The sequence below is a fragment of the Serratia sp. HNCC26DJ206 genome (assembly GCF_057180605.1).
Genome location: NZ_JBXUGP010000018.1, coordinates 41956 through 54684, shown reverse-complemented (window position 1 = coordinate 54684; position 12729 = coordinate 41956). Strand labels below are relative to the sequence as shown.

Below are 12729 nucleotides of genomic sequence, written 5' to 3'. Positions count from 1 at the left end.
ATCATATAACACTTTTTACCCCGCACAGCAATTTCCCCCTCCATCAGGCTTAACACAGATGACAGCCTGGTGAAAAAATGATAATTTGACTTAAGAAAATTCCTATAAATATTAGTGCATTAATAATACTTAACTGAAACCATTCATCGCAGGTGCTTAATTCACGCACCAGGAATTTTTCATAACCTTATTCTTCCGGCAGAGCAATTGGGCAAAGAGTGATCCCTGTATGAATGCGCGTTCTTATCTGGAGCTGCAAAGCAACAAGCACCGCTTATCGTTATTGCTTTTTTTATCAATGAATAGCGTCTCTGCCATCTTCACTTTATTGTTACCCTTTCAGGCGAATCCAGCCTTTACTCTGCCATTAATCGGCATTCCTCTGTTTTGTCTGGTGGCAATCGGATATACGCGACGCTCGCCACGGCAATACATCAGAAAGCTAAACCTGTCTGCCACGGTTCTCGGTCTGCTGTGGGCGGCACATATCTATATCAAACATCAATACCTGCCCAACGATAGTCACAGCTTTCTGTTAATCAGCCTGTTCAGCATTTTCTTTATCAGCGCAATTTCTCTGACGGATAACGTTATCGCCTTCTGCCTGAACGCCTTGCCTTCGGCGCTGACCATTCTGTGGTTGGACGATATGCACAACACCCTGCGCATCCTGTTCACCATCCTGTTGCCGATCGTGGCTTTTTCAATCCATCACCTGATGTTGAAACGCAGCGAAGCCTTTACCCAAGATCTGGTGGCCAATCTGTATCACGAGCGGGATAAGTTCAACGATCTGAGCATGCTGGATCCGTTAACCGGCCTGTATAACCGCCGTGGTCTGGAAAATAGGCTCAATCAGCTGCTCGCACCTACCGCAGGCAGCCACTTCGTGCTGCTGCTCGATATCGATCACTTCAAGGCTTACAACGATCGCTACGGTCATACCATGGGCGATCAGGCGCTGCTCCAGGTCGCTACCGCCATTCGTGATACGGTGCGTTCACGGGATATCGTGGTGCGTTACGGCGGTGAAGAATTTCTGGTGCTACTGATCAACGTCAGCGAAGAGTACGCCACCTCTCTGGCAGAGAGCGTGCGCCAATGCGTGCAGGAACTGATCATCCCCCATCACCGCTATCCACAGGAGATCACCAGAGTGACGCTGAGCGCCGGTATTACCGTGCTGGATAAACTGGATCTCGATTCCGCCATCTGCTCTGCTGACGCAGCGCTATATCGGGCGAAAAACAGCGGCCGTAACAATATCCAACGGGCCAGCAGCCCGCAAAGCGCCCTGTCTTGACGGCCCGTAACCTGTTGTCATAGTAAAAAATTCGCCATCGAGCCTTTTTCCATATGCCATTCTGGCAATCGCGCATTACACTAAGCAGCGACTTTTGCCTTTCCCTACAGCATTTTGAAAATGGAAAATGACCGTTGAAGACCTCACTCTCCGCTTTATTGCTGGCGCTGGGCCTGTGTACCGCGCCGCTGGTCAGCCAGGCCGCCACTCAACTGACGTCACAGATTGTCGATCAGTATGCTGAACATATTTTCTTCAATAGCGGTGCAACCGGCATGGCGCTGGTAGTGATCGACAATAATCAGGTCGTTAACCGCAGTTTTGGCGATACCAAACCGGGTAACGATCAGCGCCCGCATCCGGACTCCCTGATCCGCATTGCTTCCATCACCAAGCTGATGACCAGCGAAGTGATGGTCAAGATGGCGGAAGAAGGCAAGATAAAGCTCACCGATCCGCTGCGCAAATACGCGCCCAAAGGGGCTTATGTGCCCTCTTACAACGCAGGTCAACCGATCACTCTGCTGAATCTGGCCACGCACACCAGTTCCCTGCCGCGTGAGCAGCCCGGCAAGAAACCGCCAAAAACGCCGGTGTTTACCTGGCCAACCAAAGCTCAGCGCTGGCAGTGGCTGGCGCACGCCAGCATTACCGTGCCGCCGGGCGTGCGGGCCTCCTACTCCAACCTGGCGTACGATCTGTTGGCCGATGCCCTGTCGCGCGCCGCAGGAAAGTCCTACAACACTCTGCTGCGTGAGAAAATCACCGCCCCGCTGGGGATGGTGGATACCACGCTGACGCCCAGCGCCGAACAGTGTTCACGCCTGATGATTGCCGCTACCGGGTCAAGTACCTGCCGCGATACCACAGCCGCCGCCGGCAGCGGTGGCGTCTACTCCACCCCGCGCGATATGCAGCGCTGGATGCAGCAGTTCCTGTCCTCCAACCTCACCGGTTCGAGTAAACTGACGGCGCAGAGCGAGCAAACCATGTATTTCCAGCGTAGGGAACTGGCATCGCTGACAGGGATGGATGTTCCAGGCCAGGCGGATGCGCTGGGATTAGGTTGGGTGTATATGGCCCCGAAAGATGGCCTGCCGGGCATTATTCAGAAAACCGGCGGCGGCGGTGGCTTTATTACCTATATGGCGATGGTGCCGCAGAAAAATATCGGCGTATTCGTGGTGGTGACCCGCTCAGAGTTGACCAAATTCACCAATATGAGCGATCCGGTCAATCGGCTGGTGGGCGATCTGGTGGCGAATAAGGGCTGATTCTGCAAAAATTGCGGGCGAACGTACTTGTTCGCCCGAGATACTTTAGCGGGCGCGATAAACCGACGGGGAACAGCCTTCAAGCCGGTTGAAGAAGCGGGCAAAATAGGCCGGATCTTTGAATCCCAGGCTGTAGGCGGTCTCATGCACCGTACAGGCACTGAACAGCAGCATCCGTTTGGCCTCACGCAGCATGCGATCGAAAATCAGCCGCTTGGGCGATCGGTTGGCGAAACGGCGGCACAAATCATTGAGCCGCGACTCCGTCACTCCCAGCGTTTGCGCATATTCCGGCACCGGCAGATGTTCGCGGAAACGTTCATCCACCATCTTATTGAAACGCTGAAACAGCTTCAGTTCACTGCGCATCCCGCTGGCGGCTTTATCTTCCAGTGAAGTATTGCGCAGCAACAGCGTCAGTACCGCCTGCGCCAGCAGCGCCAGCGTCTGTTCACGCCCCGCCATCTTCTGGCTGAATTCACGGCGGATCAGCGCCCAGTAATGGCTGAGCGCCGCCAACTCTTGCGGCGCATCGGCCAATGAAAGGCAAATCCCCGGCATCTCCAGTTCCAGCGCCAGATTGCTACCGGGGTACAGCCGTTCCAGCACCGGCCAAACCAGTTCCTGACGCACCGTCAGCACGTGCCCGTCGCTGTCCGGTTCGGTGAAAAAGGCGTGCGGCACCGAAGGGGGCGTGAGGATGAACAACGGTGCCTGCACCGAATAGTGCTGATCGTCGAGCTGCAGCTCTATCTTGCCGGTTTCCAGAAAGTGCACCTGAAAGAAGCTTTCATGCCAGTGCACCTGCATGTCACGGCCGAAAAACGCCGCCAGCCCCGCGAAGGTTTCGTAGTGCACCTCATCGGCGGCATAATGCGCGTCATACTCTTTGCAAATATCGATATTGACGATAAAGCCGGTATTTTTCTGCACGCTGTCCTCCGAAAATGAGAATAGCGGGGCTCAACATTTTTTGAGCCCCTTGGTTTTGAGTTTTAAGGCGTGGCACGCGGCCGTGAATCTTTCATCGGGATACGCCATACCAGCACGGCACCGATAATCAGCAGCGCCGAGACAAAATACAGCCCGGAGTTGAAGCTGCCGGTCACATCCTTGAACCAGCCGATCAGCAGCGGGCTGACGGCGGAGCCGATATTCCCGGTGGCGTTGATCACCGCGATCCCCACCGCACGCGCCTCAAAGCTGATCGACTGATCCGGCGTAGTCCAGAAGATCGCCATCGCCGTAAAGGATCCCACCGACGCCATCACAATCCCCAGCAACTGGATCATGCTGTGGTTGGTGGCCGAAGCCAGCAGCCAGCCCGCAGCGGCAAACAGGTACGGCAACGCGGTGTGGTATTTACGCTCTTGCAACCGATCCGAACGTTTACTCCACCAAATCATACCGGCGATGGTACAGATCTGTGGGATCGCCGCCAGAATGCCGATCACAATATTGCTGCTGCTCTGGTTAAAGCTTTGCAGGATCTGCGGCGTCCAGATATTGATGGCGCTCAGGGTGTTGGTCAGGCAGAAATAGGCCAGCGTATACATCAACACCACCGGTGTCAGCACTTCGCGCCACAGACTGCGCTGCTGCAAAGCCCGATGGCTGCTTGGCCCTTCTGGCTGCACCAGTTGCAGCTTGTCCGCCTCCATCATCGCCTGCAGGCTACTTTTCTCTTCGTCGGTCAGCCATTTGGCTTTCGCTGGCGTATCGTCAAGATAGAACCACACCACCACACCCAGGATCACCGAGGGGATTCCTTCCAGCAGGAACAGCCACTGCCAACCTTTCAGGTTCATCATGCCGTCCAGCGCCAGAATGTAGCCGGACACCAACGAACCCAACGCCATGGTCACCGGCATGGCAATCATAAACAGCGCGTTGGCCCGGGCGCGGTAGAACGCCGGGAACCAGTAGGTGAGATACACCAGGATCCCCGGCAGGAAGCCCGCCTCGGTAATGCCGACGATCATCCGCAGCACGTACAGGCTGGTTGGCCCGGTGGCGAACATGGTGCAGGTAGAGGCAATGCCCCACAGCACCATGATGGTGGCGATCCAACGCCGTGCCCCTACCCTGCTCAGCATGATGTTACTGGGGATACCGAAGATCACGTAGGTAACGTAAAACAGCGTTGCCGCCAGGCCGAACATAGTGGAGCTAAGACCGAGGTCCTGCTTCATGGTCAGCCCGGCAAACCCGATGTTGATGCGGTCAAGAAACGAGAAAACAAACAACACAAATAAGAAAATAATCAGGCGCCGAAATAACTTTTTAATCACCGACTGCTCGGTGGCGGTTAACGCTTTATGTTGCTCAGCCGGGTTAAGCGGCTTGAGCGAATCGACGTTGCTCATAGTGACTCCGATTAGTAGACGCCCGGGGATTGCTCTGTCGGTTTGCCCCGCTTGAATTGGCTTGCCAAGGATTCAGCCGCCCGCGCCAGCAGGGTGGTATCCACCCCAACGGCGACAAACAGCGCACCGGATTCCAGATAATGCTGCGCCAGCTCCATCTGGGCGGTCAGGATGCCCGGAGCCTTGCCAGCGGCGCTGATGCGTGCGATAGCATCATCAATGGTGCGCTGCACTTCCGGGTGCTGCGGATTCCCCGCAAAGCCCATATCGGCACTCAGATCCGCCGGGCCGATAAATACCCCGTCCACGCCTTCCACCTGCAAAATGGCATCCAGATTGTTCACCGCTTCACGGGTTTCGATCTGCACCAGTACGCACATCTGGCTGTCGGCCTGCTGAAGATAGTTAGGCACCCGGTTCCAGCGTGATGCTCGAGCCAGCGCGCTACCCACGCCGCGGATGCCGTGCGGCGGATAGCGGGTTGCGCGCACCGCTGCCTGTGCCTGTTCAGCGTTCTGGATCATCGGGATCAGTAAGGTTTGCGTACCAACGTCCAGCAGCTGTTTGATCAACACCGCATCGTTCCAGGCCGGGCGCACCACCGGGTGGCTGGGATAAGGCGCTACTGCCTGCAATTGGCTGAGCACCGTCTGCACGTTGTTTGGCGCGTGTTCGCCGTCGATCAGCAGCCAGTCAAATCCGGCTCCGGCCAGCAGTTCGGCGCTGTAGCTGCTGCATAGCCCCAGCCACAGGCCAATCTGCGGGCGTTTTTCCTGCAAGGCCTGTTTAAATTGGTTAGTTAGCATTGTGTTCTCCATTAGGTATTTCCCCCTCACCCCAGCCCTCTCCCTCAGGGAGAGGGAGCAATCAGTGCACTTGATTAGCCTCTGCACAACAGCCTCAACGAACTCGATCCGTCCCCAAAGGAGAGGGCAATCGCTGCACTTGATTAGCCTCTGCACAACGGCATCAACGAACTCCAGCCGTCCCCAAAGGAGAGGGCAATCGCTGCACTTGATTAGCCTCTGCACAACAGCCTCAACAAACTCGATCCGTCTCCAAAGGAGAGGGCAATCGCTGTACTTGATTAGCCTCTGCACAACGGCCTCAACGAACTCGATCCGTCCCCTCTCCCTCGGGGAGAGGGTCAGGGTGAGGGGGATCGATCAGACAAACCGGCAGCTGATGCAGCCCATCGGGCCATAGTCCGCATGGAAGGTATCGCCACGCCGTGCGGGCACCGGCCGGGTAAAGGAGCCACCGAGGATGATCTGCCCGGCTTCCAGTTCCACGTCATACGGGAACAGCTTATTGGCTAACCACGCTACGCCGTTGGCCGGATGATTCAGCACCGCCGCCGCCACGCCAGACTCTTCAATCACCCCGTTGCGATACAGCAAGGCGCTGATCCAGCGCAGATCCAGCGCATCCGGCTTGATTGGCCTGCCACCCATCACCACGCCCGCATTGGCGGCGTTATCAGAGATGGTGTCGAATACCTTGCGTGGCCGCTGGGTTTGCGGATCGACGTTATGGCTGCGCGCATCGATGATCTCCAGCGCCGGGATCACATAGTCGGTGGCGTTGTACACGTCGAACAGCGTGCAGTTCGGCCCGCGCAGCGGTTTCGCCAGCACGAACGCCAGTTCCACCTCCACGCGCGGCACGATAAAGCGATCAAAAGGAATATCGCTGCCGTCGTTGAAGAACATGTCGTCCAGCAGCGCGCCGTAATCCGGTTCGGTGATCTGCGAGCTCATCTGCATGGCGCGCGACGTCAGGCCGATCTTGTGGCCTTTCAACGTGCGCCCTTCAGCAATCTTCAGCTCAACCCACTGGCGCTGGATGGCATAGGCATCTTCGATGGTGATCTCCGGGTGATCCAGCGACAGCGCGCGGATCTGCTCCCGGTTCTGTTCCGCCTGATGCAGGCGCTGCACGGCTCGGCTCAGTACGTCTTTATCCAGCATTGATGGCCCTTCCTCTTATTCAGTTTTTACTAAACAGCGCGTGGACGTTGTTTTGCTTGTAATTCAGCACCGGATCCAGCTCTTCCAAGGTGAAAGAGAGTGCCAGATAACGGTTGGCCATCAGCGCGGCGAAGTGATCCTTGATCAGGATGAACAGCATTTCCGCCACCTGTTGGCGGCTTTCCAGGCTGCGGCCGTGACCGATCTTCAACGTCATATGCACGAAGGCATAGTTCTGCTTGCCATCGGCCATCTGCCAGGTATCCAGCCAGATGGCGCGGCTGCGGATGCCCGCCAGCGGGAAAATGCCGGTTTCCGCCAGCGCGTGGTGCACCTTGGCAAACAGCGCGGGCAAATCCGCCTCCCGGCGGATGTTGTCAGTACATTCAGCATAAAAATGGGGCATTCAGGCACCTCAGGCTTCAGCAGGGAGTGGGAATACGGCATTCACCTGCCCGGTACCGGAACTGGCAAACAGCGGGGTGACAAACTCCACCTGGCCATCGTATTTATCCCAGCCCAGCAGACCCAGCAGCATCACGGTGTCGTGCATGTTGCCTTCGCCGTAGCAGTAGTTGGCATATTCCGGCAGCATTTCGCAGAACTCGCTGAAGCGCCCAGCTTTCCAAAGCTGCACCACGCGTTCGTCCATCTGCTGATCGAACTGGCGGGTGTAGCTGTGCATGCCTTGCTCGGCACGCTGATCGTCGATAAAGCGGTGAGACAGCGAGCCGCTGGCCAGCACCGCCACGGTGCCGTCGTATTTCTCGATCGCGGTTTTGATCGCTTCACCCATGCGGCGACTGTCGGCAAAGTCATGCACGGTGCAGAAGGCAGAAATGGACACCACCTTGAAGTGCCGATCGCTGTTCATGTAACGCATCGGGACCAGCGTGCCGTACTCCAGCTCCAGGCTTGGGATCTCGTGCGCCTTAGCGCGCACCCCGAGCTTGCAGGCTTCATCAGCGATCAAGTGGCCCAGTTCCGGGTTACCGTCGTACTCATAGGTCATATCGCGGATAAAGTGCGGCAATTCGTTACTGGTATAGACCCCTTTGAAATGCCCGGTGCAGTTGATGTGATAGGCGCTGTTCACCAGCCAGTGGGTGTCGAACACAATGATGGTATCGACGCCCAGTTCGCGGCAGCGTGCACCGATCTCTTTGTGGCCATCGATGGCCGCCTGGCGGCAGCCGTGGTGCTTGCCCGGCAGCTCAGACAGATACATTGAAGGAACGTGTGTGATCTTTGCGGCTAATGCTAACTTACCCATATATCCTCCCATACCCTTCATACGTCGAGTTACAGGTGCGTTAGCTGTGCCGTAACTCGAAATCTGGGTATAAGTCCTTGGTTAATCTAAAGGGTGTGAAACCTGTTACACACCCCAGCGTGGGATCGGGTGATCCCCCATGGAAATACAGACGTTTTTCATTTCGGCAAACACTTCGAAGCTGTACTCGCCCCCTTCGCGGCCGGTGCCGGAGGCTTTCACCCCGCCAAACGGCTGACGCAGATCGCGAACGTTCTGGGTGTTGACGAACACCATACCCGCTTCAATATTGCGGGCCAGACGCAGCACCTTGCTCACATCCTGCGTCCAGATGTACGACGCCAGGCCGTACTCCACATCGTTGGCCATGCGCAGGCCGTCTTCTTCTGATTTGAACGGCAGCAGGCAGGCCACCGGCCCGAAAATCTCCTCCTGCGCGATACGCATACGGTTGTCGACATCCGCCAGCACCGTCGGGCGCAGGAAGTTGCCGTGGCTCAAGCCCGCCGGTTTATCCGGGCCGCCCGCCAGCAGGGTGGCCCCCTCTTCGATGCCCAGGCGGATATAGCCGGAAACTTTGTCCCAGTGCTGCGGGCTGATCAGTGCGCCTACCTGGGTATTCGGATCCTGCGGATCGCCCACGCGCAGGCGGTTGGCGCGCTCGGCAAAGCGTTTGACGAATTCCGGATAGATGCTTTCCTGAATAAAGATGCGCGAACCGGCGGTGCAGCGTTCGCCGTTGATTGAGAAGATGGTGAACAGCGCGGCGTCCAATGCGCGCTCAATATCGGCATCTTCAAAGATCAGCACCGGCGATTTACCGCCCAATTCCATCGAGAACTTCTTCAGCCCGGCGCTTTCAATGATGCGGCGGCCGGTGGAGGTGCCGCCGGTGAACGACACCGCGCGCACGTCTTTATGGCGCACCAGCGCATCGCCTGCGGTAGCGCCGTAGCCCTGCACCACGTTCAGCACCCCGGCCGGAATACCGGCTTCCAGCGCCAGCTCGCCCAGGCGATCGGCAGTCAGCGGCGACAGTTCGGACATTTTCAGCACCGCGGTGTTGCCCAACGCCAGGCAGGGCGCGGTCTTCCAGGTGGCGGTCATAAACGGCACGTTCCACGGCGACACCAGCGCACACACCCCCACCGGTTGGATCAGCGTGTAGTTGAGCATCTTGTCGTCCACCGGATAGGTGCGGCCATTCATCTGCTGGCAGATTTCGGCAAAGAACTCAAAGTTGTGTGAAGCACGCGGGATCAGCACGTTTCTGGTCTGGTGGATCGGCAAACCGGTGTCAGCGGTTTCCATTTCGGCAATCTGCGGCACGTTCTGGTCGATCAGTTCACCCAGGCGGCGCATCAGGCGCGCGCGCTCTTTCATTGGCGTATTCGCCCATTTCGGGAAAGCCTCTTTGGCGGCCGCTACCGCCTGATCGATCTCCAACTGGCCGCCGGAGGCCACTTCCGCCAGCACTTCACCGTTGGCCGGGTTAACGGTGGTGAAATACTCTTTACTGGCAACGTTCTTGCCGTTGATCCAATGGTTGATGGTTTTCATCTCAGGCTCTCCTCGTAATCTTTTTCACTGATAATGTGGTTAACCAAGCGGCCAATGCCTTCGATCTCCACCACCACTTCGTCGCCCGGCTGCACATCGGCCAAGCCTTTCGGCGTACCGGTGGCGATCATGTCGCCCGGTTGCAACGTCATAAATTCGCTCAGATAAGCGATCAGGAATGGGATGTCGAAGATCATATCGGCAGTGGTGCCGCGTTGGCGTAACTCGCCGTTGACGTAGGTACTGAGCGCCAGGTTGTGCGGATCGTTAACATCGTCACGATCGACAATGTAAGGGCCGATCGGCGTCAGCGTGTCGCGGCTCTTCACCCGCAGATTTGGTCGGTAGTAGTTTTCCAGGTAATCGCGGATCGCGTAGTCGTTACACAGGGTGTAACCGGCCACGTATTCCATCGCCTGTTCGCGGCTGACGTTGCGCGCGGTTTTGCCGATCACCGCCACCAGTTCGGCTTCGTAATGCATATAGTCGACGCCCGCTGGACGCACCGATACCTGGCGATGGCCGGTCAGCGTGTTTGGCCCTTTCAGGAACACCAGCGGTTCTTCCGGCGCTTTAAACTCCAGCTCACTGGCGTGATCGGCGTAATTCAGGCCGAGGGCGAACACCGTACCCTGCGCAGGCGGCAGCCACTCGACGTCATATTCATCTAACTTGCTGCCGTCCGGCAGCGTGACCTGCAACTGGTCATCAACGGTGACGTTCACAATCTGGCCATGATGGCGGATACGAGCATGTTTCATGATGATTCTCCTACCTGCATCACGCGGTTGTTAAGAGTTGGCAAGCCTGCGGCCCGCACCGTGACGACATCACCCGGTTTGATTTCCACCCGCTGGTGCGGCGTGCCAACCAGCACCGCGTCGCCCGGTTGTAGGGTAATGAAATCGCTGATGGCGGCGATCAGCTCCGGCACCGAACGCACCAGATCGGCGGTTGACCAACGATCCTGCTCTACCCCGTTGATTTCGGTGACGATCTCCAGTTGACCCACACTACTTAACGGCACCACTTCGCCGAGCGGGCAGAAACCGTCGCGGCATTTGGCTTTGATCGCCGGGCGGTAAAAACTGGTTTCCGGCAGGCTAACGTCATTGGCCAGTGCATAACCGGCAATGTAGTCAGCCACCTTCGCTGCTGGAACCTTACGGGCAATGCTGCCGATCACTACCGCCAGCGTGGCACCACTTTGCACGGTTTCACCGGCCGGGAAGGGAATGCTGCCGCCGTTGATCAGATGAGTGTTACGAGGTTTGATAAACCACACTGGCGTCTTCGGCGGGGTTTGATACGGGGCCGCGCGAAACGCCTGATCCCAGGCATCAAGCTGGCTGCGGTGATTCAGTGCAACGGAAAATACGGTGCCTTTCATAGAGACTCCTTCAATGGCAAAACAGCACAATCACTATTCGTTAATATATTAATGATTAGTTTTATACGCTGTTCAGCTTTTACGCAACGCGGTTAATTTAATTTGTGATCGCGATAACGAAATATTCACAAAACAAAAACATTGCTGCTATTATTCAATCCGTTAACCTTTTCTAGTGTTTTTTTTCATCACGGCGGGTACTTTTGCTTCCTTCATCGCCGCAAAGTTGGCTACTATTAAGTTATTAACAAACCCCTCTCAACAGACAGAACGTTTTGAAAGCTAAAGGCCATACACATGCATGAATCGCTCACCATCGCCCTGTTGCAGGCGCGTGAAACCGCCATGGGGTTCTTCCGCCCGATCCTGAAAAGCCATAATCTGACGGAACAGCAGTGGCGTATCATTCGCGTCTTGGCCAACAGCCGTTCGATTGAGTTCCATGAATTAGCCGCAGCAACCTGCATCCTGCGCCCCAGCCTGACCGGCATTCTGTCGCGCATGGAACGGGATAAACTGATCTTCCGCCTTAAACCGGTCAACGATCAGCGCAAGCTGTATGTCTCGCTGACCCAGCAGGGTCAGGAGCTGTATGAGTTGGCACGTCATCAGGTGGAACAGGGCTATCAAGAGATTGAAGCGGCGTTTTCACGGCAGAAAATGGAACAACTGATGGGGTTGCTGGGTGAGTTGACTCTGTTGGGTGATAAGCAGCCGGACGACGTGGCGGTGGACTCCAGCGAGCAATAATGAGAGTTGCAGCCAACGGCGCTGCAACGTGCAATTTCTCGGCTCAGGCCAGCGGATGCTGAGTGATATTGAGGATCTGCGCATGCGCTCCCACGGCAAAGTTACTCAAGGCGTTGAAATCACTGCCCTGATAACCAAGGATCTTGCCATCGGTGCGCATCCCTTGCAGATCGATCAGCACCACGCCGAGCGTCGGCACAATTTTTTCGCGCCAGACGAACAGGTAGAGCCGTTCCGCCACTTTCACATAATGGCAGCGATCGACGTCCGCCAACCCTTGCTCAACGCCGTCTAAGCACTGCCAGGCGTAGAAATTATCATTCAGATAGATATGCTCGTAACGCTCGGTTGGGCTGTAGGTGTACAGATTACGCATGCCGATCAGTTCGTCGGTCAACTGCGGCAACGGCGCTGCGTTGTGATCCAGACGGCCAAAGCGCAATTGCACATTCACCGCCGTCAACGGCAACCCCTGCTCGACCCGGCTGAAGGCATCCAGCCGCACCTGCGGCTCATCCGGCAATTGGCCATACACTGCGGTAAAGTTGCCCTGTTGACGATCGCACACCAGCGTGATGCTGCCGTTGGCGCGCTGCGGATCGAGAAAATCGATAAACAGGATCCCCGGGCGAATGCTGGTGGCACGGTAGTCAACGCGCCGATCCTGCCACAGCAAGGTTTGATCGTCATTGAAATGGCAGCTCACTGAATCCCCTTCGGCAAAACAGAAAGCCAGCGTCATACCCGCTAAATCCTGTTGCTCCAGCGTATGGCTGTGCGGGGCGAAACCTTCTGCCAACGCGCCAACCTGAATAAATACCGCTTCTGAACTCATCTGCTGCT

General features: G+C 56.6%; 13 protein-coding genes. 3 read left to right on the top strand and 10 right to left on the bottom strand.

Going from position 1 to position 12729, the window contains the following annotated elements:
• Positions 1-229: 229 nt before the first annotated feature.
• Both AC2A1E_RS13525 and ampH read left to right on the top strand, forming a co-directional pair.
• Positions 230-1303 (top strand): GGDEF domain-containing protein, encoded by a 1074-nt coding sequence (locus AC2A1E_RS13525; RefSeq protein WP_484384190.1) that lies wholly within the window; start codon positions 230-232, stop codon positions 1301-1303.
• Positions 1304-1437: 134 nt separating this feature from the next.
• A complete protein-coding gene (gene ampH, locus AC2A1E_RS13520) occupies positions 1438-2577 on the top strand; it encodes a D-alanyl-D-alanine-carboxypeptidase/endopeptidase AmpH (protein ID WP_484384189.1) in 1140 nt (379 codons plus the stop codon).
• A 45-nt stretch (positions 2578-2622) separates the two neighbouring features.
• Here ampH and hpaA read toward each other — a convergent pair whose 3' ends face one another.
• The 9 genes from hpaA to AC2A1E_RS13475 form a co-directional block, all read right to left on the bottom strand.
• Positions 2623-3510, bottom strand: a complete 888-nt coding sequence (gene hpaA / locus AC2A1E_RS13515; RefSeq protein WP_484384188.1) for a 4-hydroxyphenylacetate catabolism regulatory protein HpaA — start codon at positions 3508-3510, stop codon at positions 2623-2625.
• 62 nt (positions 3511-3572) lie between these two features.
• Positions 3573-4943, bottom strand: coding sequence for a 4-hydroxyphenylacetate permease (gene hpaX / locus AC2A1E_RS13510; protein WP_484384187.1), 1371 nt, complete (start codon positions 4941-4943; stop codon positions 3573-3575).
• An 11-nt stretch (positions 4944-4954) separates the two neighbouring features.
• Entirely contained in the window at positions 4955-5749 is a 795-nt protein-coding gene (hpaI, locus tag AC2A1E_RS13505) for a 4-hydroxy-2-oxoheptanedioate aldolase (protein ID WP_484384186.1), read from the bottom strand.
• Positions 5750-6109: 360 nt separating this feature from the next.
• A complete protein-coding gene (gene hpaH, locus AC2A1E_RS13500) occupies positions 6110-6913 on the bottom strand; it encodes a 2-oxo-hept-4-ene-1,7-dioate hydratase (protein WP_484384185.1) in 804 nt (267 codons plus the stop codon).
• A 19-nt stretch (positions 6914-6932) separates the two neighbouring features.
• The gene (locus AC2A1E_RS13495; RefSeq protein ID WP_459401186.1) at positions 6933-7319 is read right to left on the bottom strand and encodes a 5-carboxymethyl-2-hydroxymuconate Delta-isomerase; all 387 of its coding nucleotides are present in this window, start codon (positions 7317-7319) and stop codon (positions 6933-6935) included.
• A 9-nt stretch (positions 7320-7328) separates the two neighbouring features.
• Entirely contained in the window at positions 7329-8186 is an 858-nt protein-coding gene (gene hpaD, locus AC2A1E_RS13490; protein WP_484384184.1) for a 3,4-dihydroxyphenylacetate 2,3-dioxygenase, read from the bottom strand.
• 105 nt (positions 8187-8291) lie between these two features.
• Complete coding sequence (gene hpaE, locus AC2A1E_RS13485; protein WP_484384183.1) at positions 8292-9746, bottom strand: 5-carboxymethyl-2-hydroxymuconate semialdehyde dehydrogenase; 1455 nt, start codon at positions 9744-9746, stop codon at positions 8292-8294.
• Positions 9743-10507, bottom strand: a complete 765-nt coding sequence (locus AC2A1E_RS13480) for a fumarylacetoacetate hydrolase family protein (protein ID WP_484384182.1) — start codon at positions 10505-10507, stop codon at positions 9743-9745. The genes hpaE and AC2A1E_RS13480 overlap by 4 nt, the downstream gene beginning before the upstream one ends.
• Positions 10504-11136 (bottom strand): fumarylacetoacetate hydrolase family protein, encoded by a 633-nt coding sequence (locus AC2A1E_RS13475; RefSeq protein WP_484384181.1) that lies wholly within the window; start codon positions 11134-11136, stop codon positions 10504-10506. The genes AC2A1E_RS13480 and AC2A1E_RS13475 overlap by 4 nt, the downstream gene beginning before the upstream one ends.
• Positions 11137-11433: 297 nt before the next feature.
• Between AC2A1E_RS13475 and hpaR the strand changes: the two genes are divergently transcribed.
• Positions 11434-11886 carry a homoprotocatechuate degradation operon regulator HpaR gene (gene hpaR / locus AC2A1E_RS13470; protein WP_484384180.1) on the top strand — a complete coding sequence of 151 codons (453 nt, stop codon included), beginning with the start codon at positions 11434-11436 and terminating at the stop codon, positions 11884-11886.
• A 43-nt stretch (positions 11887-11929) separates the two neighbouring features.
• Here hpaR and AC2A1E_RS13465 read toward each other — a convergent pair whose 3' ends face one another.
• Positions 11930-12721 carry a MoaF C-terminal domain-containing protein gene (locus tag AC2A1E_RS13465; protein WP_484384179.1) on the bottom strand — a complete coding sequence of 264 codons (792 nt, stop codon included), beginning with the start codon at positions 12719-12721 and terminating at the stop codon, positions 11930-11932.
• Between the last annotated feature and the right edge of the window lie 8 nt (positions 12722-12729).

Coding starts and splice junctions, on each gene's coding strand:
- hpaI (WP_484384186.1), bottom strand. CDS start 5,749: ATGCTAACTAACCAATTTAAACAGGCCTTGCAGGAAAAACGCCCGCAG.
- hpaH (WP_484384185.1), bottom strand. CDS start 6,913: ATGCTGGATAAAGACGTACTGAGCCGAGCCGTGCAGCGCCTGCATCAG.
- hpaR (WP_484384180.1), top strand. CDS start 11,434: ATGCATGAATCGCTCACCATCGCCCTGTTGCAGGCGCGTGAAACCGCC.
- hpaD (WP_484384184.1), bottom strand. CDS start 8,186: ATGGGTAAGTTAGCATTAGCCGCAAAGATCACACACGTTCCTTCAATG.
- AC2A1E_RS13475 (WP_484384181.1), bottom strand. CDS start 11,136: ATGAAAGGCACCGTATTTTCCGTTGCACTGAATCACCGCAGCCAGCTT.
- hpaE (WP_484384183.1), bottom strand. CDS start 9,746: ATGAAAACCATCAACCATTGGATCAACGGCAAGAACGTTGCCAGTAAA.
- AC2A1E_RS13480 (WP_484384182.1), bottom strand. CDS start 10,507: ATGAAACATGCTCGTATCCGCCATCATGGCCAGATTGTGAACGTCACC.
- AC2A1E_RS13495 (WP_459401186.1), bottom strand. CDS start 7,319: ATGCCCCATTTTTATGCTGAATGTACTGACAACATCCGCCGGGAGGCG.
- AC2A1E_RS13525 (WP_484384190.1), top strand. CDS start 230: ATGAATGCGCGTTCTTATCTGGAGCTGCAAAGCAACAAGCACCGCTTA.
- AC2A1E_RS13465 (WP_484384179.1), bottom strand. CDS start 12,721: ATGAGTTCAGAAGCGGTATTTATTCAGGTTGGCGCGTTGGCAGAAGGT.
- hpaX (WP_484384187.1), bottom strand. CDS start 4,943: ATGAGCAACGTCGATTCGCTCAAGCCGCTTAACCCGGCTGAGCAACAT.